The sequence below is a fragment of the Paracoccus fontiphilus genome, assembly GCF_017356265.1.
Lineage (GTDB): Bacteria > Pseudomonadota > Alphaproteobacteria > Rhodobacterales > Rhodobacteraceae > Paracoccus > Paracoccus fontiphilus.
In genome coordinates, this window is record NZ_JAFNAW010000011.1 from 1 (window position 1) to 18,400 (window position 18,400).

The following is an 18,400-nucleotide window of genomic DNA, read 5'->3' on the forward strand; positions in this document are numbered from 1 at the left end:
CTCACCGCGTCGGGGAAGGGTCACATGGGTCAAATCTCAATGGAAATTATGTGCCTGCCTGGGTCACTTCTAGGTGGAAATCAACACCACGCGCCAATGGCGTTCATGGTCGCCGCTGCCTTTGGGCTCTTATGCGATGACAGGTTGTCCAGAATGATCACATCGCCGGGTCGCAATGTCGGGGCCAGTTGGGTTTCGACATAGAGTTCGAACAGTTCGCGGTTCATGGCACCATTGATCACCCAGGGCGCATCCAGCCGGTCATGGCGCAGGGCGGCGATGAAGGTCTGGGTGTTCCAGTGGCCGAAGGGCGCATGGTCGACAAGGCGCGCGCCTTTTGGAGACCATCCGGTGGTCTTGGCCATGTTCGTCTTCAGCGACGTCTCGTCGATGAAACCGAGGCGCGTCAACGCGCTGCGCATGAACGGCTGGCGTCGTGTGATCCAGATATGGCGTGCCTGCCGGATCTCAGGCCGCTTCTGCTCGAGGGCTTGCAGGTCTTTTTTTGTGTGTCAGCCCAAGACCGCGCAAAAACCGCCAAACCGAGACACGGTGAATGGCGATGCCGTGATGATCTGCAAGTTCGTCGACCAGGTCGTTCAGGGTCAGATCGGGCTTCGCCTTCATGCGTGCGGTGATCCAGTCCCCCACACCAACCAATTTGCCATGACCACCACCATGGCCTTGGACACGCGGAGCTAACCCGCCCGTCTCGCGCTTCAGGATCACCATGTCGTTGACGAACTTCACCGAAACCCGGAACCGCGCAGCGGCTGAACGGTGCGAGTTCCCTTCCTCCACAAACGCCACAACGCGCTGTCGGAGTGCCATAGGATGCGGTCTGCCCATATCATCCCTCCACCTGTCATGCAGGCAGGGAATCACAGATCAAGCCGCAGGGATATCCTGAATCGGGAAAGCCGCAACACGCTCTAGAGATTATAATTACTTAACTTTGGAGTGGCGACCCCGGAAGGAATCGAACCCTCAACCTGCCGATTAGAAGTCGGCTGCTCTATCCAGTTGAGCTACGGGGCCACAGGCCGATCTTTTGCGGGATCGCGGGCCGATGCGCAAGTCACTGCTGCGCCCGGCAATCCCCGAAAAGCGTCCTGTCCTGCCCGTCCGGCCCGACCGAGATCATCGCAGTATCGCCCTTGGTCCAGAGTTGATAGTCCTCCGCGCCATCTCCGCTGCGATACCTTGCGCCGGAAGCCGAGATGACCTGGCGCATTCCCAGCAACCTGTCGTCGATTCGGACTATGGCATAGGATGCGCCGCCTTCCGAGTTCACGAAGATAACCGGCACCTCGACCCGCCGTTCGCAGACATAGGTGACGGATTCAAGGTCGTTCGCCTGTGCCCATGCCGACGGAACAAGGCAGGTCATGGCGGCAAGGATCAGTGATCGCATCATCGCACCTCAAAGGGCCAGGGTCATGAAGACGCTGTTCGGGTCCGGGCGGTAGGCGCCGAAGGGCGGGCATTCGGCAAAGCCACCTTGCGCGTAGAGCCTTCGCGCCGCAGCGAAGCTGGCCTGGGCGCCGGTTTCCAGCGACAGGCGCGACAGGCCCGACCGGCGCGCATGGGCGATCAGCCGGTTCAGCATCAGCCGTGACAGCCCCCGGCCCCGCGCCTCGGCCAGAACGTGCATGGACTTCACCTCGGCCTGGCTTTCGCCCAGCCGTTTCAGCGCCGCCATGCCGACGGGCCGGTCCGACTGCCGCAGCACGAAGAACTCGATGTCGGGCGACACCAACTGCTCTCGCGGCATCATGTGGATGGATTCCGGCGGCGTATCGGCCTGCATCTCTGCCGTGTGGCGTTGGAACAGCAACGCAAGATCATCGGAAAGGGGCGATTCCAAGGCAAAGGAAAGGGGGTCCGTCATGGCAGCCTCGCGATTGTCAGCCACTGGTTAGCAAGCGTCGCGAGGCCCGGCAATCGGATGCAGAAGGACGGCCACCCGGGCCGCCCTTGTCGCCATGATCGGAAAATCAGGCCGCGCGGGACAGAAGGACTTCCTCGACGCGCTTCTGCGCCGCGCCTTCGTCCAGGCCGCTGACAACGGCAACTTCGCGGGTCAGCCGGTCAAGGGCCGCCTCGTAAAGCTGACGCTCGGAATAGGATTGCTCACGCTGGTCGTCGTTGCGGTGAAGGTCGCGCACCACCTCGGCGATCGACATCAGGTCGCCCGAGTTGATCTTCTGGTCGTATTCCTGCGCACGACGCGACCACATGGCGCGCTTGACGCGCGCCTTGCCCTTCAACGTCTCCAGCGCACGGTCGATCAGGTCCGGGCTAGCCAGGCTGCGCATCCCGATCTCGGTCGCGCGCGAGGTCGGCACGCGCAGGGTCATCTTGTCCTTGTCGAACGAGATGACGAACATTTCCAGCCGCAGCCCCGCGACTTCCTGCTCTTCGATCGACACGATCCGGCCAACGCCGTGGGCCGGATAGACGACGAAGTCATCGGGGCGGAATTCGTTTTTCTTGGTCTTGGACATCTGGCTTCCTCTAGGTGGTGCCTTCGGGGGAAGGACACAAAAGAACCGCAAGCAGCGACAACTGCCTCCGGTCTGTCTTGTTGTCGTCGTGCTGATCCCGCCCGGCAGAGGGCAGGAAACTGGCAGCTTGGGGCGCACATCCTCTGGGCCTCTGACTCCCATCAGATGCGAATGTGACCGGAACATAACATAAAATGAGCGCCAAAAAAAGCACTACGATCCGCGACCAGAGCATCGCGGCAAAGACAATTTGGCATGAGGAAACGAGCACTTGCCCGCAAGCACCCGTCATTCGCACCGTGCCGTCCGGCGAATCGCGCAACGCCTGACGCGGCGTCACATCCGCAAGGTCAGTCGCCCTCGCCAGGCGCTTCCGAGAAGTACTTCTCAAGCTTGCCGGTCACGCCGTCCATCTCGGCAGCCGTCGGCAACGGGTCCTTCTTCTGCGTGATGACCGGCCAGATTTCCGAATACTTGCGGTTGAACTCGACCCACTCGTCCATGGCCGGTTCGGTATCGGGGCGGATGGCGTCGGCAGGACATTCGGGTTCGCAGACGCCGCAGTCGATGCATTCGTCGGGATGGATGACCAGCGTGTTCTCGCCCTCGTAGAAGCAATCCACGGGACAGACCTCGACGCAATCGGTGTATTTGCACATGATGCAATTATCGGTCACGACATAGGTCATCGCAGGCTCCATTCCGTATGCCGCGCTAGTTACGCCCGGCATGGCGATCATTCAAGGCTGCGTCGGCGGAAAAGACCATCGTTTCAGCAAAGAGCGATGCGCGCGAACCGGGGTTCGCGACTAGGCCGGCGGGCCGAACGCCAGTCCTCAGCCGGTAGTCAGGTCGTGATACAGGGTCTGCGCCTCGGTCGCGGGGCCGCGGCGCTGACCAAGCGACGTGATTTCCAGCGTGCGCACCTGCCCATGGGCCGATACGACGATCCGGTCGCCGGGCCTGACCAGCTTGCCGGGCTTGTTGCAGGGCTGGTCATTGACCCGGATGCCGCCCGCCTCGATCCTCTCGACGGCAATCGCGCGGGACTTGAAGACCCGCGCGAAGAACAGCCACTTGTCCAGACGAATCCCGTCAGGGGTTTCCGTCACTTCTTGTCCTTCAGCGCCGCCAGGATCGCGAAGGGACTGTCGGGATCGGCCTTCTTCTCGGGACGCGAGGAGAAGGTGGCGGGCTTGTTGTGCTGCGGCTTGCCGCCCTTCTTGAAACCGTCCTTGCCGCGCGGCTTGCCGCCGTCATGGTCACGCCCTTCCCGCTTTTCATGGCGCTCGCGGTTGGGACGGCCGCCTTCGGGACGGTCCTGCCGTTCGCCCCGGTCCGGGCGGTCCGCGCGCGGTTCGCGGGGCGTGTCCTGCGCCCCGTCGCGGCGCGGTCCCCCGCGATGGCCCTGTCCTTCACCCTGAGGGCGGCGGTTCGGACGCGGCTTGGGTGCCCAGCGGAAGGTATAGAAGACCTCCGTCTCGGGCGCGGCTTCCTCGACGACCTCGCCTGCGGCCTCAGCCTCGGCGCGGCGCTTCTCGGCCTGCTCGGCTTCCCAGCGCGCGCGGGTTTCTGCGGCGAGGACGCTTTCCTCCTCGGTCATCGGCGCATCCGAGGATTCGCTTTCGGGCGCAGGGGCCGCAACAGGCGCTTCGACAGCCTTGGTCTTGGCCCGCTCGCCCCGTTCGGCGGCGTATCCAAGCCCTTCCATGAGGCGGGAAAACTGTTCCAGCGTCATGCCGGTGATCGACAGCATGTCGGGATTGGCCTCGAACCCGCCGCGCGTGTCCTGGGTGCGCAGCAGGTCGGCCAGCCGTTCCAGCATGTCGATGCGGATCGCCCGTTCGCCCGCCGGACGGTATCCAGACAGCGTGTAATGCTGTTCCGGAACATCCGCGATATGCGGGATCGTGACCAGACCGGGGGGCGGGCTTTCGGGGAAGGTGTCCAGCCCCTCGGCCAACGACCACAGCACCAGCCGCAGCCGGGTCGGCGCGGGCTTCAGCAGCGCGGGCATGAAGATCGTGAACTGGCCGAACCGGACGCCATGCTTGCGCAGCGCGCCGCGCGCGTCCTGGTCCAGCTCCTTGACCTCATTGGCGATGCCCTCGCGCGGCAGTACGCCAAGCGCCTCGACCAGGCGGAAGGCAAAGCCGCGGGCAAGGCCCGTCAGCGCCTCGTCCCTTTGCAGGGCCAGCAGGGGCTCGAACAGCGCGGCGATCTTGCGGTCGATGAAGTGCTGCAGGCGGCGCTTGACCTTCTCGGCGATCTCGGGGCCGGCTTCCTCGTCCACGAAGACCTCGACGCCGGGATGCAGGGCATCGGACCCGCGCACCAGCTTGCCGATGGCGGCACTGCCCCACATCAGCCCGCCCTGCTCGGTATAGTCCAGCTCGGTATCAGGGGCGTTGTAGAAGCGGTCGGCGCGCAGGTGGAACTCGGGGCGCAGCGCCTCGTAGCTGGCGCGGTTCAGCATCCGGGCCTCGTCCGCCGATCCGGTCTGGTCGGGGCGGAAGCGGAATCCCTCAAGACGGCCGGCGAATTCGCCCTCGACCGTCACTTCGCCCTTGTCGTTCACTTCGGCCACAAGGCTCTCCTTCTGCTTGAGCCGGCGCAGCAGCACCGAAGTGCGCCGGTCCACAAATCGTTGGGTCAGCGCCGCGTGCAACGCGTCCGACAAGCGGTCTTCTACAGCGCGCGTCTCGCCGCGCCAATGACTTTCGTCCTGCACCCAGCCGGATCTCTGCGCGACATAGGTCCATGTGCGGATATAGGCCAGCCGTTTGGAGATGGCGTCGATGTCGCCATGCGTCCGGTCGATCCGCTTGATGGCGTTGCCCAGCCAGTCCGACGGAATCGCGCCGTCCTGCAGGAACCCGAAGATTCGCGCCAGCAGGCTGGTGTGTTCGGCGGGCGAGATTCCCCGGAAATCCGGCACCCGGCAGACGTCCCACAACAGCCGCACGTCCTTTCCGCCCTGCACGCGGTCGCGGATTTCCGGGATCTCGCGCAGGGATTTCAGCGCCTGCACGTCGTCGGCATCCCTGCCCCGGCCCAGAAGCGCATGGCCCGAGGGTGCCTCCAGGCTCTCGACCAGCCGGTCCATCGTGCCGAACTGCAGGTCCGAGTTGCGCCAGGTCAGGCGCTGGATCGGGGCGAAGCGATGGTTCTCGATGGCGTCGATCAGGCCTTCGTCCAGGATCTCGGCCTCTCCGGTCACGCCAAAGGTGCCGGATTCGGTATGGCGACCGGCCCGGCCCGCGATCTGGCCCATCTCGTGCGGGAACAGCGGGCGGACGCGGCGGCCGTCGAACTTGTGGGTAGCGCTGAAGGCGACGTGGCGGATGTCGAGGTTCAGGCCCATGCCGATGGCGTCGGTGGCGACCAGGTAATCGACCTCTCCGGCCTGGTACATGGCGACCTGCGCGTTTCGGGTGCGCGGCGACAGCGCGCCCATGACCACTGCGCAGCCGCCCTTCTGGCGCCGGATCAGCTCGGCCATGGCATAGACGTCATCGACGCTGAAGCCCACGATGGCCGACCGAGCGGGCATCCGCGACAGCTTCTTGGACCCCGACCAGGACAGTTCCGACAGCCGGTCGCGCCGCTGGAACTGGACGCCGGGGATCAGCGACGCGATGGCCGGGCGCATGGTGTCGCTGCCCAGGAACAGCGTTTCGTGCAAACCGCGCATCTTCAGCAGGCGGTCGGTGAAGACATGGCCGCGTTCGGGATCGGCGCAAAGCTGGATTTCGTCGATGGCCACGAAGTCGGCGGCGATGTCAGGCATCGCCTCGGTCGTGGCGACCCAGTACTGGACGCGGTCGGGGACGATCCGCTCCTCTCCGGTGACAAGGGCCACGACCGAAGGGCCGCGTGCCTTGACGATGCGGTCGTAGACCTCTCGCGCCAGCAGGCGCAGCGGCAGGCCGATCACGCCGGTGCGATGCGCCAGCATCCGCTCGATCGCGTAATGCGTTTTCCCGGTGTTCGTCGGGCCAAGGATGGCCGTCACCCGGCCGCGTTCATGGATTGTCATGGGCCTAGATATTGGTGCCGTCTTGCTGGCGTTCCAGACGGGCGACGCCGTCAATCGCCTCTTGCTGGTGGGGATGGATCGTCAGGCTTTCGCGATAGGCGGCAAGCGCGCGCTCGGTGTCGCCGGTTTCCTCCAGCATGGCGCCCAGTTGCGTCAGCGCGGGGAAGTGGCGGGGTTCCAGTTGCAAGGTGCGCGCCAGGTCCCTGAAAGCGGGACCGAACTGCCCTGCCGTCGCATAGGCGGCGGCGCGCGTATAGAAGCCCGTGGCAAAGTCCGGCGCGTGATCGGTCAGCGCGGTCAGGTGACCGATGGCAGCCACGGCGTCGCCCCCGTCCAGGGCCTCCTCGCCGCGCTGCAACAGCAGGTCCATCGCGGCAGAGCCGGATTTCGACCATTCGCGCAGGATGTCCGATTCGGCGATGCGCCAGGATTCACCCTCGGGTTCGGCCAACCGGCGAAACAGCGCGTCCATGTCGGGCGCCTCCTGCGCACCCGCCAAGGTTGCCAAGACGATTGCGGGAACAATCAAGAAAAACGTAACTATTCGGTGGCGGATTGCCGCGACGACATTATGGATAATGTGGCGGTCCGGACGCATATCTTGGATCTTAGACAGCCCGGTCGCCGGGCGCCAGTCCCATCGGAAAGGGAAGACTTGAAATGAGCAATGTTGTGAACGCCGCCGTCGAGAAGCTGAACGAGAAGATCGGCAGCTTCGGATCGACCGCCAAGTTCGTGATCGAGAACGAAGGCGCGATCATGATCGACGAAAACGGTGTTCGTGCCGGCGACGAGGAGGCCGAGGTGACGCTGTTCGCCAATCGCGACACGTTCGAGGGCATTCTGAACGGCACCGTCAACCCGGCCACCGCCTTCATGATGGGCAAGCTGAAGATCGACGGCTCGATGGGTGTCGCCATGCAGTTGGGCCAGGCCCTGTCCTGATCCACGGATGCGCGGTCAACCGGCCCCGTTCAGGCAGTTGCCGGGCGATCCCAGGCGTCCGGCACAGGCTTTCTGGACGCAGGCCGATGACGGCGTGACCCTGCGGCTGGCCCTGTGGCCCGCTGCGACCGGCAGCCGGGGCAGCGTCTTGCTGTTCCCCGGCCGCACGGAATACATCGAGAAATATGCGGGCGTCGCGCAGTTCCTGACCGACGCGGGCTATGGCGTGCTGTCGATCGACTGGCGCGGCCAGGGCCTTTCCGGTCGCCTGCTAGGGGATGCCCGGCTGGGTCACGTCGGCCAGTTCGCGGATTATCAGCGCGATGTCGTCGAACTCATGGTGGCTGCGGCCGACCTGGATCTGCCCCGGCCATGGCACCTGCTTTCCCATTCCATGGGCGGCTGCATCGGCTTGGCCGCGCTGCACGACGGCCTGCCGGTCGCGTCCGCCACGTTCTCGGCGCCGATGTGGGGGATCAACCTTCGGCAGATGCCGCATGGCGTGGCGATCGGCATCGCCTATCTGGCGGGCAGGCTGGGACGGGGCGGGCGCCCTGCCCCCGGCAGCGGCAGCGCCCTGGGCACCTATGTCCTGGATGAAAGCTTCAGCGCAAACCTGCTGACCGCCGACCCCGACGAGTGGTGCCGCATGTTGCGCGAGGCCGCGGCCTGGCCGGACATGACCCTTGGCGGGGCCAGCTATGGCTGGGTCGGCAAGGCGCTGAACGAATGCCTGCGCCTGTCGCGGCTTGATTCGCCCGACATTCCGGCACTTGCCAGCCTTGGCGGGCAGGAACGGATCGTCTCGTCATCGGCCATTCGCGACCGCATGGCCCGCTGGCCCGGCGCAACCTTGATGGAGGTGCCGGAAGCGCGGCACGAGATCATGATGTGCACCCCCGAACGGCGCGCCGCCTTCCTGTCGGCGGCGCTGACCCTGTTCGAAGGCGCGTCCTGATCAGCCCTCCCCGCCGGCAGAGGCCTGGGGGATATGGGCCGGCAGGGTCTTCTCGGCCATCGCGGCGGCGGGCAGGCGCAGCCGCACGCGCTTGATGCGGCGCGGATCGGCGTCGACCACCTCGAACTCGGCACCCGAGGCATGGGTGATCACCTCGCCCTGCGCAGGCAGGTGGCCCGCCAGAACGAAGATCAGCCCGCCAAGAGTGTCGATATCCTCGCCCTGCTCGGGGTCGGTGAACGACAGGCCGGCTTCGTCCTCGACATCCGCAAGGGGCGCGCGGGCCTGGATCAGCCACTGGCCGGGCTTTTCCAGAACCCACAAGCTGCCCTCGGCCTCGTCATGCTCGTCCTCGATCTCGCCGATGACCTGTTCGATCAGATCCTCGATGGTCACCAGGCCGTCCACGCCGCCATATTCGTCGATCACCAGCGCCATGTGGATGCGCCTTTGCTGCATCTGCTGCAGCAGCACGCCGATGGACATGGATGGCGGGACATACAGCAATGGCCGCAGCATGGGGCGCAGGTTGAAGTCGCCCGCCTGCCCGAAACCGTGCTTCAGCGCCAGATCCTTGAGGTGGACCATGCCCAGGGGGCTGTCCAGCGTCTCGTCATAGACCGGCAGGCGCGAAAAACCGTGTTCGCGAAACAGCGCGACCAGATCGTCCAGGCTGCTCGTCTCGGGGGCGGCGACCATCTCGGCCTTGGGGACGGCCACGTCGTCCACGCGCATCCGTCGCAGGTTGACCATGCCGGGCACGACAGCGGCAGGTCTTTCGCTGTCCTCCGCGTCATCGTCCGCGCCTTTCAAGGCGTCGAAGAAACGCCCCAGGAAACCGCGCGAACTGGGAAGATCCCGTCCCTCCCCTCCGACGCCGTCCGCCTCGGAGGCGGCGTCGGCACCAAGGTGATGGCCGGGTAATCGAGACTCGGAGTTCATCAGACCTTCTCTTGATAAGGATCGGGGATATTCAGCCGCGCCAGGATCGAACGCTCGGCAGCTTCCATTGTTTCCGCGTCGGCGTCGTTCATGTGGTCATAGCCCAGCAGATGCAGGGTGGCATGGACCAGCAGATGCGTGACGTGATCGGCAACGGGCTTGCCCTGCGCCTCGGCCTCGGCCAGGCAGGTGTCATAGGCAATGGCGATGTCGCCCAGCTCGTCCTCATCCGGCAGGTCGGGCCTGGCGCCGGGTTCGTGGGGCAGATGCTCGACCGAGGGCCAGGAGAGCACGTTGGTCGCGCGGGGCTTGCCACGGAAATCGGCGTTCAGGGCCGCAATGCGGGCGTCGTCGCAGCCCATGACGACGACCTCGCCTCCGACGCCGTGCCATTGCAGCGCGGCCTCGACGGCGCGGTCGGCCAAGGCCTCAAGCCCCAGGCTCTCCCATCGGTCATCCTCGATGACGCAATCGGTGGATATGTCGTCAGGCATCGCCTCGCATCGCCCGGCGGGGGACGTATTGCCCGCGCGGCTCCTCTGATTCGCCACGCGCCAAGGCGGCGGCATCCTCGGCGTCATACGCCGTGATGATGCGCGCGACAAGCGGGTGCCGCACGACGTCCTTGGCCGTGAAGTAGCTGAAGCTGATCCCCTTGACCCCGTCCAGGATGCGTTCGGCATCCACAAGGCCCGACAGCATCCCGCGCGGCAGGTCGATCTGGGTGCGGTCGCCGGTGATGACCATGCGCGATCCCTCGCCCAAGCGGGTCAGGAACATCTTCATCTGCATCGAGGTGGCGTTCTGCGCCTCGTCCAGGACGACAAAGGCGTTCGACAGCGTGCGCCCGCGCATGAAGGCCAGGGGCGCGATCTCGATGCGCTTTTCCTCCATCAGCTTCTGCATCTGCTTGGCAGGCAGGAAATCGTTCAGCGCGTCGTAGAGCGGCTGCATGTAGGGATCGACCTTTTCCTTCATGTCGCCGGGAAGGAATCCCAGGCGCTCGCCCGCCTCGACCGCCGGGCGCGACAGGATGATCTTGTCCACATGCCCGCCGATCAGCATGGTCACGCCGACCGCCACGGCCAGGTAGGTCTTGCCGGTTCCCGCCGGGCCGATGCCGAAGGCCAGTTCGTTCTGGAACAGCGACCGGACATAGGCCTTTTGCGCGTCGGTGCGGGGCTCGACCGACTTCTTGCGGGTGCGGAGCTCGTAATCGCCCGCCGCGAACATCTCCATCTGCTCGGCAGGCGTCGTGGGAACGGTATCGTCCACGCCCATGCGCAAGGCGGCCTCGACCTCGGCCAAGCTGACCGGGCGGCCTTGCTCAAGGCGTGCGTAAAGGCCGCGCAGCAGCAGCGCGGTCTCGGCCTGCGCCTCGGGGCCGCCGACGACGGCCAACTGGTTGCCGCGTCGCAGGATATGGACGCCAAGCGCCTCCTCGATCCGCGCAAGGTGCCGGTCATTGGCACCGCACAGGTCGATCAGCAGCCGGTTGTCGGGGAATTCCAGCAGGGTTTCAGCCGAAGGGGTCGCGACGGGTGGCGTAGGCGTAAGGCCCAAATCTCTCTCCTGCAAAGGCGTCTTAAACTTGATGGTGGCGATCCAAGCGGATTCGCACAAGGTCATGTTGCAGGTTTATGTGGCATTTGTGTCACGACGGCCGCTGGCGTGGCCAAGAAACGCCGCCAAGGGCACGGCATCGTGCATCTGCGCGACGGGGCCGTCCCAAGCGATGCGCCCTTCCTGCAACAGCGCCACGCGGTCGCCGATGGCGCGGACCGAGTCCATGTCATGCGTGATGGTGATGGCCGTGGCGCCTGTCTCCGTGACGATCCCGCGGATCAGGTCGTTGATCCGCCGTGCCCGGATCGGGTCCAGGCCGGTGGTGGGCTCGTCGAAGAAGATCACCGCCGGGTCATCGGCGATGGCGCGGGCCAGACCGGCCCGTTTGGCCATGCCGCCCGACAACTCGGCAGGCATCAGGTCGGCCGTCTCCGGGCCGAGGCCCACGCGGGCCAGCTTTTCGACGGCGATGGCACGGGCCTGCGCGTCGGGCATCCGCTGGCGCAGTCGGAAGGCGACGTTCTGCCAGACGGTCACGCTGTCGAACAGCGCCGCGCCCTGGAACAGCATCCCGAAGCGGTCGAGGAAGGCGGGGCGCGTCGCGCGGTCCAGTGGGCGGCCTTGCCACAGGATTTGCCCGGCATCCGGCGCCGTCAGGCCCAGAATGCATTTCAGCAGCACCGACTTGCCGGTGCCGGACTGGCCGATGACGCATAGGCTCTCGCCCTGCCCCACGGCCAGATCGACGCCCGCCAGCACCGGCTTGCCGGCGAAGGATTTGTGCAGGCCCTCGATCCGGATCATTCGAAGAACAGCCCCGTCAGCACGAAGTTCGCGGCCAGGATCGCCACGGCTGCGGCGACCACGGCGGATTTCGTGGCCCGTCCCACGCCCGCCGCGCCGCGCCCGGAATGGATGCCGAACCAGCAGCCGCAGACCGCGACGATCAGCCCGAAGGCCGCGCCCTTCAACAGGCCAGACACCACGTCCCAGCTTTCCAGGTAGGCCCGCGAGTTCGCCAGATAACCCGCCGAGTTGAACCCCAGAGACTGCGTGCCGACCAGCCAGCCCCCCAGGATGCCGATGATGTCGCCGACCGCCACAAGCGCGGGCACCGTCAGCATCGCCGCCCACAGGCGCGGCGTCACCAGCCAGCGCATCGGGTCGGTGGACAGGGTCACAAGCGCGTCGATCTGTTCCGTCACCTTCATGGTGCCGATCTCGGCCGCGATGGAGCTTGCCACGCGCGCCGCGACCATCAGCCCGCCCAGGACGGGGCCAAGTTCGCGGACCATGCCGATGGCGACGATGGCAGGCACCACATCACTGGCCTGGAAGCGCGCACCGCCCGAGTGGATCTGCAGGGCCAGCGCTGCGCCGGTGAACAGCGCTGTCAGGCCGACCACCGGCAACGACAACCAGCCGATCTGGACCAGTTGCGCGCCAAAGGCGCGGCCGTAGAAGGGCCGCAGCCGGAACAGCCCGCGTGCCGTGAACAGGGCGACAGCACCGATGCCGCGCGTCAGGGACAGCGCGGCGCGGCCGGTCAGGCGGACTGGGTTCACTGCCAGGTCCGGTCGTAGCGAAGACCCAGCGAGGTCAGGATCTCGTAGCCGATGGTTCCCGCGAAATCCGCCAGCCGGTCGACTGGCTGTTCGGGACAGATCAGGTCCAGATCCCGCGGCACATCATCCAACTCGGTCACGTCGACGGTGATCAGGTCCATCGACACGCGCCCGACGATGGGGCAGGCCCTGCCCGCCGCGTAAAGACTGGCTCCTTTCGAGGAAATCGAGCGCAGGATGCCATCGGCATAGCCCGCCGCGACCGTGGCGATGCGGCGCGGCGCGTCGGCAGTCCAGGTCGCGCTGTAGCCGACGAACTCGCCCGGCTGGACCGTGCGCGCCTGGATCACCGGCAGGGACAACCGGACGACCGGCTGCGCATCCGCAAACGGCAGCGCGCCGTAAAGACCGATGCCGGGGCGGACCAGGTCGAAGTGATAGTCCGGTCCCAGCAGGATGCCGCCGGTCGCCGCAAGCGATCGCGGCACGGTGCAGCCGTCGGTCATCGCGCGAAAGGCGGCAAGCTGCATGGCATTGGCCGGATGGTCCGGCTCGTCCGCGCAGGCCAGGTGGGACATGATGAAGTCGGGCTTGGCCGCCAGGACCTCGGCCCGGATGGCGGACCATTCGGCCGCTTCCATTCCCAGCCGGTTCATGCCGGTATCAAGCTGGATCGCGAAGGGCTTGCCGGGGCGCATTGCGCGGTCACGGAAGAATTGCTCGGGGCTGTTCAGGACAGGGACGAGGCCGGTCAGGTCCGCGCCGTCCATGTGTCCGGACAGGACATTGATGCGGGCGTCACCGGGAAGGAGCGGGCGCAGCGCGCGGCCTTCACTTGCCAGGGCCACGAAGAAGTCGCGCGCGCCCGCCTGATACAGCGCAGGCGCCACCTTGGCGGCGCCCAGACCATAGGCATCGGCCTTGACGACGGCGGCGGCACGGGCACCCGGAGCCTTTGCGGCAAGCGCGGTCCAGTTGGCAACGATGGCTTGCAGGTCGATATGCAGGGTCATGGCGGGCCGTCCTGTGATGGTCGGCCACCTTCAAGCAGAAATAAGGCGTCGCTTCCAGCCCGGATCAGACGAACTGCTCGCGCAGCAGCCGTTCTTCAAGACCATGGCCGGGATCGAACAGCAGCCGGTGACGCACATCCTGCGCGCTGCGAATCCCGACGCGGACGACGTGGCGGACGGACCGGGAATCCGCATCGGCCATGACGGGGCGGCGTTCGGGGGTCAACACCTCGACCTCGACCTCCGCCCCCTTGGGCAGCAGCGCGCCGCGCCAGCGGCGGGGCCGGAAGGGGGCGATGGCGGTCAGGGCCAGAACCTCGGAATTGATCGGCAGAATAGGACCATGCGCGGAATAGTTATACGCCGTCGAGCCTGCGGGCGTGGCGATCAGCGCGCCGTCGCAGACCAGTTCCGCCATCCGCATCTTGCCGTCCACATGGATGCGCAGCTTGGCGGCCTGGGGGCCTTCGCGCAACAGGCTGACCTCGTTGATGGCAAGCGCCTCGTGGACCGACCCGTCGGCGCGGACCGCGCGCATCCGCAAGGGGTTGATGACGGTCTCCTCGGCCGCGGCCAGCCGCTCGGGCAGGCTGCCTTCGGAATAGCCGTTCATCAGGAACCCGACCGTTCCCCGGTTCATGCCATAGACGGGAAGGTCGCGGTCAGTCAGCGCGTGCAGCGTCTGCAGCATGAAGCCGTCGCCACCCAAGGCCACCACCACCTGCGCCTGGTCCAGCGGCACCGTGCCATAGCGGTCGGTCAACACCCTCAGCGCCTTCTGCGCGATTTCGGCCTCGCTGGCGGTGAAGTGGACCCGTGCCGTCATGATAATTCCTGCCCCTGCGCGCGGCCAGCATCCGACGCGCGTTTTTCCATTGCAACCCCCCGTCGGGCCCAGGTTCCGCCTCGTCGCTTTTGTGACTTTCCGCATCGTCAACCCTGGGGTAAGAGGGCGCCAAACCGCCGCCCCTTGGCCCTATGATAAGGACGCGAGACCCATGAACGCTCCCACCCGCGAAACCGGCTTCTTCACCGAAACGCTGTCCAACAGCGATCCCGACATCGCCAAGGCCATCACGCAGGAACTTGGCCGCCAGCGCGACGAGATCGAGCTGATCGCTTCGGAAAACATCGTCTCGAAGGCGGTGCTGGAGGCGCAAGGGTCGGTCCTGACGAACAAATACGCCGAAGGCTATCCGGGCAAGCGGTATTACGGCGGCTGCCAGTATGTCGATGTCGTGGAAACCCTGGCGATCGAGCGCGCGAAGACGCTGTTCGATTGCGAATTCGCCAACGTCCAGCCGAACAGCGGTTCGCAGATGAACCAGGCGGTGTTCCTGGCGCTGCTGCAGCCGGGCGACACCTTCATGGGTCTGGACCTGAACTCGGGCGGGCACCTGACGCATGGTTCGCCGGTGAACATGTCGGGCAAGTGGTTCAACGTGGTCAGCTATGGCGTGCGCCAGCAGGACCAGCTTCTGGACATGGAGGAGATCCGCCAGAAGGCCCTGGAGAACAAGCCCAAGCTGATCGTCGCGGGCGGCACGGCCTATAGCCGCGTCTGGGACTGGGCCGCCTTCCGCAAGATCGCGGACGAGGTCGGCGCCTACCTGATGGTGGACATGGCCCATATCGCGGGCCTGGTCGCGGGCGGCGTCCACCCCTCGCCCCTGCCCCACGCCCATGTCGTGACCACCACGACCCACAAGTCCCTGCGCGGGCCCCGCGGCGGGATGGTGCTGACGAACGACGCCGACATCGCCAAGAAGATCAACAGCGCCGTGTTCCCCGGCCTGCAGGGCGGCCCGCTGATGCACGTGATCGCCGCCAAGGCCGTGGCCTTCGGCGAGGCGCTTCAGCCCTCGTTCAAGGCCTATGCCGCGCAGGTCGTGAAGAACGCGCAGGCCATGGCGGACGAGCTGATGAAGGGCGGCATCGACATCGTGTCGGGCGGCACCGACAACCACCTGTGCTTGGCCGACCTGCGCCCGAAAGGCGTGACCGGCAAGGCGACCGAGGCTGCCCTGGGCCGCGCCCACATCACCTGCAACAAGAACGGCGTGCCGTTCGACCCTGAAAAGCCGTTCGTCACCTCGGGCATCCGCTTGGGCGCCCCCGCCGGCACCACCCGCGGCTTCGGCGAGGAGGAGTTCCGCCAGATCGCCCGCTGGATCGTCGAGGTCGTGGACGGCCTGGCAGCCAATGGCGAGGACGGCAATGCCGACGTCGAGGCCAAGGTGAAGGCCGAGGTGTCCGAGCTTTGCGCGCGCTTCCCGCTTTACGCCGGGATGTGATCGGCTGACAGGAACCATGCCCCGCCGCGTCCGTCGCGGCGGGGCTTCCTATTCCGCGGCAGCCGGGACGGCGGCCCGCAGCCGCGCCTCGCGCCAGGTGATGTAGGTGATGGCGCCGATCATCATGGCGCCGCCCAGGATCACCCATTCGTCCAGCGGTTCGTGAAAGACGAAGACGCCAAGCAGGCTCGCCCAGATCAGTTGCAGGAACACGACGGGCTGCGTCACCGTCAGCGGCGCGGCTGCAAAGGCCCGCGTCATGGTGTAATGGCCCGCCGTGGCAAAGACAGCCACCAGCCCCAGCCAGCCCACCTGGCCCCATGTCGGCGGCACCCAGACGGCCCAGGCCAGCGGCGCCAGGCCGATCGATACGGTCAGCGACATCATCGCGACCACGATGGCGGCCGGAACATGCTCGGTGATCCGCTTGGCAAGCAGATAGGATGCACCGAAGGCCATGGAGGCCACGACCTGCGACAGGTGGCCGGGATCAAGCTCCCTCAGGCCGGGCCGCAGGACGACAAGCGCCCCCATCAGCGCGACCCCGACCGCCGCTACGCGCCGCAGGGCCAGCCTTTCGCCCATGAACAGCGCGGCGCCGACCGTAACCACGATGGGGTTGAGAAAGCCGATGGCGGTCACTTCGGCGACCGAGATGCGGGACATGGCGTAAAACCAGGCAATCACCGCCAGGACGTGCAACGCGCCGCGCAAGCTCAGCAGCCGCCAGATGCGCGGCGCAAAACCCGTCTGCAGCGCCGGAAGCAGCACGGGCCCCAGGAACACCAGCCCGAAGATGAACCGGATGAACGCGGATTGCGGTGCCGGCAGGGCTCCGTCCAGCCAGCGGACGATGCCGTTGACCGCGACGAAGCAGAAGCCCATCGCCATCATCCAGCCGATCCCCGCAAGGTCGCGGCGTGTCTGCGCATCCATTTGCATGTCGTGCAGTTGGACCGCATCGCAAGGCGGGCGCAAGGCTCAATCTGCGACCAGCTTGAGGGCGATGGTCCACATGACGATGCCGACAAGGATCTCCAGCACCTGCCAGGCGCGGGGCCGGGCGAACACGGGCGCCAGCAGGCGCGCGCCGTAGCCCAGCGAAAAGAAGAACAGGAACGACCCCGTCATCGCCCCTGCGCCGAAGACAGCCGGCTGCGGCCATTGCGCGGAGATCGCGCCGACCAGAACGACGGTATCCAGCCAGACATGCGGGTTCAGCCAGGTCAATGCCGCGACCAGACCCAGCGTGCGGACCAGTGATGCGCCCTGCCCCTCGGGCCGCAGCGAGCCGCCGCCCTGCCAAGCTGCCCGGAACGACCGTGCCCCGTACCAGATCAGGAAGGCGGCGCCGGCCCAGCGCATCCCCTCGACCAGCAAGGGGGCGGCGGAACTGATCGCGGCCATTCCGTTGACGCCCAGAAGGATCAGCAGGGCATCGGACAACGCGCAGAACAGGCAGACCCAGAAGATGTGGTGCCGGACCAGCCCCTGCTTCAGGACAAAGGCGTTCTGAGCGCCGATGGCGACGATCAGAGACAGTCCGGTTCCAAGCCCGGCAGCGTAAGACATCATCGCGTCACCTCCGGCCGCTGCTTTCCTCTAAATCTCTCCTAAAATAAAGTGATTTGAACTTACCCAGATGAAGACAGGCTAATGCTGGACTATCCCGCCCTCGCCGCCTTGGCCGAGATCATCCGGCGCGGCTCCTTCGAAGCTGCGGCCTCGGCGCTGCACGTGACACCCTCGGCCATCTCGCAGCGCATCCGGTCGCTGGAGGATCGCATGGGCGCCGTCCTGATCGACCGAGGCCCTCCGGTCCTGGCCACCGAAAAGGGACTGCGCCTGGCCGCCCACCTTGATCAGGTGCGGCTGCTGGAATCCGCGCTTGCACTGTCGCCGGACCGTCCGGTGATCCGCCTGGCGGTGAATGCCGACAGCCTGGCAAGCTGGGCCATGCCCGCGCTTGCTGCCGCGCCGGGGTTGCTGGACCTGACGATGGACGACCAGGATCACGCCCTGGACTGGCTGCGAAACGGCATGGTCATGGCCGCGCTGACCAGCGACAGCCGCCCGGTGGCGGGGTGCGACAGCCTGCGGCTGGGCGTCCTGCGCTATCGGGCAACCGCAAGTCCCGACTTTGCGGCGCGTCACTTCTCCGACGGCGTGACGGCGGACAGCCTGGGCCGCACCCCGTCGCTCAGCTTCAATGCCAAGGATGCGCTGCAGATCCGATGGGCCAAGGCGCTGACCGGGACACGCCTGTCGCTGCCGCTGCACCGCATCCCGACTGCCCAGGGCTTTGCCGAGGCCACGCGGCTTGGCATCGGCTGGGGCATGAATCCAGAACCGACCATTCGCGACGATCTCGCCACGGGCCGCCTGATCGACCTGGCACCCGACCTGCCGCTGGACGTGCCGCTTTACTGGCAGTTCAGCCGCATCACCGCCGTTGCACTGTCGCCGCTCACCGAAGCCATAAGAAAAGCCGCCAAGGCAGCCCTCCTGCCCTGACAGCCACTTCATCTTGGTCCAAATATCCCGGGGGGAGTCCCGCAGGGACCGGGGGGC

General features: G+C 66.2%; 22 protein-coding genes and 1 tRNA gene. 4 read left to right on the plus strand and 19 right to left on the minus strand.

The features are described from left to right. Positions 1-80 precede the first annotated feature (80 nt). The 10 genes from J0F76_RS05985 to J0F76_RS06030 all read right to left on the minus strand — a co-directional run bounded on the left by J0F76_RS05985 (position 81) and on the right by J0F76_RS06030 (position 7,018). The gene (locus tag J0F76_RS05985) at positions 81-422 is read right to left on the minus strand and encodes a transposase (RefSeq protein WP_207466831.1); all 342 of its coding nucleotides are present in this window, start codon (positions 420-422) and stop codon (positions 81-83) included. A gap of 46 nt (positions 423-468) precedes the next feature. Then, on the minus strand, positions 469-810 hold the full coding sequence (locus J0F76_RS05990; protein ID WP_242690021.1) for a hypothetical protein: 342 nt from the start codon (positions 808-810) through the stop codon (positions 469-471). A gap of 151 nt (positions 811-961) precedes the next feature. Further along, positions 962-1,038, minus strand: a tRNA-Arg gene (locus tag J0F76_RS05995). 40 nt (positions 1,039-1,078) lie between these two features. Next, positions 1,079-1,414, minus strand: a complete 336-nt coding sequence (locus J0F76_RS06000; RefSeq protein ID WP_207466833.1) for an MliC family protein — start codon at positions 1,412-1,414, stop codon at positions 1,079-1,081. Positions 1,415-1,423: 9 nt separating this feature from the next. Then, positions 1,424-1,891 carry a GNAT family N-acetyltransferase gene (locus tag J0F76_RS06005; protein ID WP_207466835.1) on the minus strand — a complete coding sequence of 156 codons (468 nt, stop codon included), beginning with the start codon at positions 1,889-1,891 and terminating at the stop codon, positions 1,424-1,426. 106 nt (positions 1,892-1,997) lie between these two features. Then, positions 1,998-2,507, minus strand: a complete 510-nt coding sequence (locus J0F76_RS06010) for a CarD family transcriptional regulator (protein ID WP_207466838.1) — start codon at positions 2,505-2,507, stop codon at positions 1,998-2,000. Positions 2,508-2,857: 350 nt separating this feature from the next. Beyond that, positions 2,858-3,196 carry a ferredoxin FdxA gene (gene fdxA / locus J0F76_RS06015; RefSeq protein WP_207466985.1) on the minus strand — a complete coding sequence of 113 codons (339 nt, stop codon included), beginning with the start codon at positions 3,194-3,196 and terminating at the stop codon, positions 2,858-2,860. Between the two features lie 147 nt (positions 3,197-3,343). Beyond that, positions 3,344-3,619 carry a S4 domain-containing protein gene (locus J0F76_RS06020; protein WP_207466840.1) on the minus strand — a complete coding sequence of 92 codons (276 nt, stop codon included), beginning with the start codon at positions 3,617-3,619 and terminating at the stop codon, positions 3,344-3,346. Further along, a complete protein-coding gene (locus tag J0F76_RS06025) occupies positions 3,616-6,540 on the minus strand; it encodes a helicase-related protein (RefSeq protein ID WP_377706545.1) in 2,925 nt (974 codons plus the stop codon). The genes J0F76_RS06020 and J0F76_RS06025 overlap by 4 nt, the downstream gene beginning before the upstream one ends. 10 nt (positions 6,541-6,550) lie before the next feature. Further along, positions 6,551-7,018, minus strand: coding sequence for a hypothetical protein (locus J0F76_RS06030; protein WP_242690023.1), 468 nt, complete (start codon positions 7,016-7,018; stop codon positions 6,551-6,553). A gap of 188 nt (positions 7,019-7,206) precedes the next feature. On the opposite strand from J0F76_RS06030, the gene J0F76_RS06035 reads away from it, so the two are divergent. Together J0F76_RS06035 and J0F76_RS06040 are read left to right on the plus strand one after the other, a co-directional pair. Beyond that, on the plus strand, positions 7,207-7,491 hold the full coding sequence (locus tag J0F76_RS06035; RefSeq protein WP_207466842.1) for an SCP2 sterol-binding domain-containing protein: 285 nt from the start codon (positions 7,207-7,209) through the stop codon (positions 7,489-7,491). 7 nt (positions 7,492-7,498) lie between these two features. After that, positions 7,499-8,449 carry an alpha/beta fold hydrolase gene (locus tag J0F76_RS06040; protein ID WP_207466844.1) on the plus strand — a complete coding sequence of 317 codons (951 nt, stop codon included), beginning with the start codon at positions 7,499-7,501 and terminating at the stop codon, positions 8,447-8,449. Here J0F76_RS06040 and J0F76_RS06045 read toward each other — a convergent pair whose 3' ends face one another. The 7 genes from J0F76_RS06045 to J0F76_RS06075 all read right to left on the minus strand — a co-directional run bounded on the left by J0F76_RS06045 (position 8,450) and on the right by J0F76_RS06075 (position 14,361). Continuing rightward, positions 8,450-9,391: a hemolysin family protein gene (locus J0F76_RS06045; RefSeq protein WP_207466846.1), complete on the minus strand. Its 942-nt coding sequence runs from the start codon at positions 9,389-9,391 to the stop codon at positions 8,450-8,452. Then, positions 9,391-9,885, minus strand: coding sequence for an rRNA maturation RNase YbeY (ybeY, locus tag J0F76_RS06050; protein WP_207466854.1), 495 nt, complete (start codon positions 9,883-9,885; stop codon positions 9,391-9,393). Before ybeY ends, J0F76_RS06045 begins: the two co-directional genes overlap by 1 nt. Continuing rightward, positions 9,878-10,954, minus strand: a complete 1,077-nt coding sequence (locus tag J0F76_RS06055; protein ID WP_242690024.1) for a PhoH family protein — start codon at positions 10,952-10,954, stop codon at positions 9,878-9,880. Before J0F76_RS06055 ends, ybeY begins: the two co-directional genes overlap by 8 nt. A 75-nt stretch (positions 10,955-11,029) precedes the next feature. Next, a complete protein-coding gene (locus J0F76_RS06060) occupies positions 11,030-11,761 on the minus strand; it encodes an ABC transporter ATP-binding protein (RefSeq protein ID WP_207466858.1) in 732 nt (243 codons plus the stop codon). Continuing rightward, positions 11,758-12,522 (minus strand): MlaE family lipid ABC transporter permease subunit, encoded by a 765-nt coding sequence (locus J0F76_RS06065; protein ID WP_207466860.1) that lies wholly within the window; start codon positions 12,520-12,522, stop codon positions 11,758-11,760. The genes J0F76_RS06060 and J0F76_RS06065 overlap by 4 nt, the downstream gene beginning before the upstream one ends. Then, positions 12,519-13,535 (minus strand): alanine racemase, encoded by a 1,017-nt coding sequence (gene alr, locus J0F76_RS06070; protein WP_207466862.1) that lies wholly within the window; start codon positions 13,533-13,535, stop codon positions 12,519-12,521. The genes J0F76_RS06065 and alr overlap by 4 nt, the downstream gene beginning before the upstream one ends. Before the next feature lie 64 nt (positions 13,536-13,599). Continuing rightward, positions 13,600-14,361 carry an NAD kinase gene (locus J0F76_RS06075; protein ID WP_207466864.1) on the minus strand — a complete coding sequence of 254 codons (762 nt, stop codon included), beginning with the start codon at positions 14,359-14,361 and terminating at the stop codon, positions 13,600-13,602. A 172-nt stretch (positions 14,362-14,533) separates the two neighbouring features. Here J0F76_RS06075 and glyA point away from each other — a divergent pair, with 172 nt between their 5' ends. Beyond that, entirely contained in the window at positions 14,534-15,829 is a 1,296-nt protein-coding gene (glyA, locus tag J0F76_RS06080) for a serine hydroxymethyltransferase (protein ID WP_207466866.1), read from the plus strand. 48 nt (positions 15,830-15,877) lie between these two features. On the opposite strand, the gene J0F76_RS06085 is transcribed toward glyA, so the two are convergent. Together J0F76_RS06085 and J0F76_RS06090 are read right to left on the minus strand one after the other, a co-directional pair. Next, positions 15,878-16,771, minus strand: coding sequence for a DMT family transporter (locus J0F76_RS06085; protein ID WP_242690025.1), 894 nt, complete (start codon positions 16,769-16,771; stop codon positions 15,878-15,880). A 39-nt stretch (positions 16,772-16,810) separates the two neighbouring features. Next, positions 16,811-17,404, minus strand: coding sequence for a LysE/ArgO family amino acid transporter (locus J0F76_RS06090; RefSeq protein WP_207466868.1), 594 nt, complete (start codon positions 17,402-17,404; stop codon positions 16,811-16,813). A gap of 81 nt (positions 17,405-17,485) precedes the next feature. Here J0F76_RS06090 and J0F76_RS06095 point away from each other — a divergent pair, with 81 nt between their 5' ends. After that, complete coding sequence (locus J0F76_RS06095) at positions 17,486-18,343, plus strand: LysR family transcriptional regulator ArgP (RefSeq protein WP_207466870.1); 858 nt, start codon at positions 17,486-17,488, stop codon at positions 18,341-18,343. The last annotated feature ends 57 nt before the right edge of the window (positions 18,344-18,400 follow it).

Coding starts and splice junctions, on each gene's coding strand:
- J0F76_RS05985 (WP_207466831.1), bottom strand. CDS start 422: ATGCGCAGCGCGTTGACGCGCCTCGGTTTCATCGACGAGACGTCGCTG.
- J0F76_RS06000 (WP_207466833.1), bottom strand. CDS start 1,414: ATGCGATCACTGATCCTTGCCGCCATGACCTGCCTTGTTCCGTCGGCA.
- J0F76_RS06005 (WP_207466835.1), bottom strand. CDS start 1,891: ATGACGGACCCCCTTTCCTTTGCCTTGGAATCGCCCCTTTCCGATGAT.
- J0F76_RS06010 (WP_207466838.1), bottom strand. CDS start 2,507: ATGTCCAAGACCAAGAAAAACGAATTCCGCCCCGATGACTTCGTCGTC.
- fdxA (WP_207466985.1), bottom strand. CDS start 3,196: ATGACCTATGTCGTGACCGATAATTGCATCATGTGCAAATACACCGAT.
- J0F76_RS06030 (WP_242690023.1), bottom strand. CDS start 7,018: ATGGACGCGCTGTTTCGCCGGTTGGCCGAACCCGAGGGTGAATCCTGG.
- J0F76_RS06035 (WP_207466842.1), top strand. CDS start 7,207: ATGAGCAATGTTGTGAACGCCGCCGTCGAGAAGCTGAACGAGAAGATC.
- J0F76_RS06040 (WP_207466844.1), top strand. CDS start 7,499: ATGCGCGGTCAACCGGCCCCGTTCAGGCAGTTGCCGGGCGATCCCAGG.
- J0F76_RS06045 (WP_207466846.1), bottom strand. CDS start 9,391: ATGAACTCCGAGTCTCGATTACCCGGCCATCACCTTGGTGCCGACGCC.
- ybeY (WP_207466854.1), bottom strand. CDS start 9,885: ATGCCTGACGACATATCCACCGATTGCGTCATCGAGGATGACCGATGG.
- J0F76_RS06060 (WP_207466858.1), bottom strand. CDS start 11,761: ATGATCCGGATCGAGGGCCTGCACAAATCCTTCGCCGGCAAGCCGGTG.
- alr (WP_207466862.1), bottom strand. CDS start 13,535: ATGACCCTGCATATCGACCTGCAAGCCATCGTTGCCAACTGGACCGCG.
- J0F76_RS06075 (WP_207466864.1), bottom strand. CDS start 14,361: ATGACGGCACGGGTCCACTTCACCGCCAGCGAGGCCGAAATCGCGCAG.
- glyA (WP_207466866.1), top strand. CDS start 14,534: ATGAACGCTCCCACCCGCGAAACCGGCTTCTTCACCGAAACGCTGTCC.
- J0F76_RS06085 (WP_242690025.1), bottom strand. CDS start 16,771: ATGCAAATGGATGCGCAGACACGCCGCGACCTTGCGGGGATCGGCTGG.
- J0F76_RS06090 (WP_207466868.1), bottom strand. CDS start 17,404: ATGATGTCTTACGCTGCCGGGCTTGGAACCGGACTGTCTCTGATCGTC.
- J0F76_RS06095 (WP_207466870.1), top strand. CDS start 17,486: ATGCTGGACTATCCCGCCCTCGCCGCCTTGGCCGAGATCATCCGGCGC.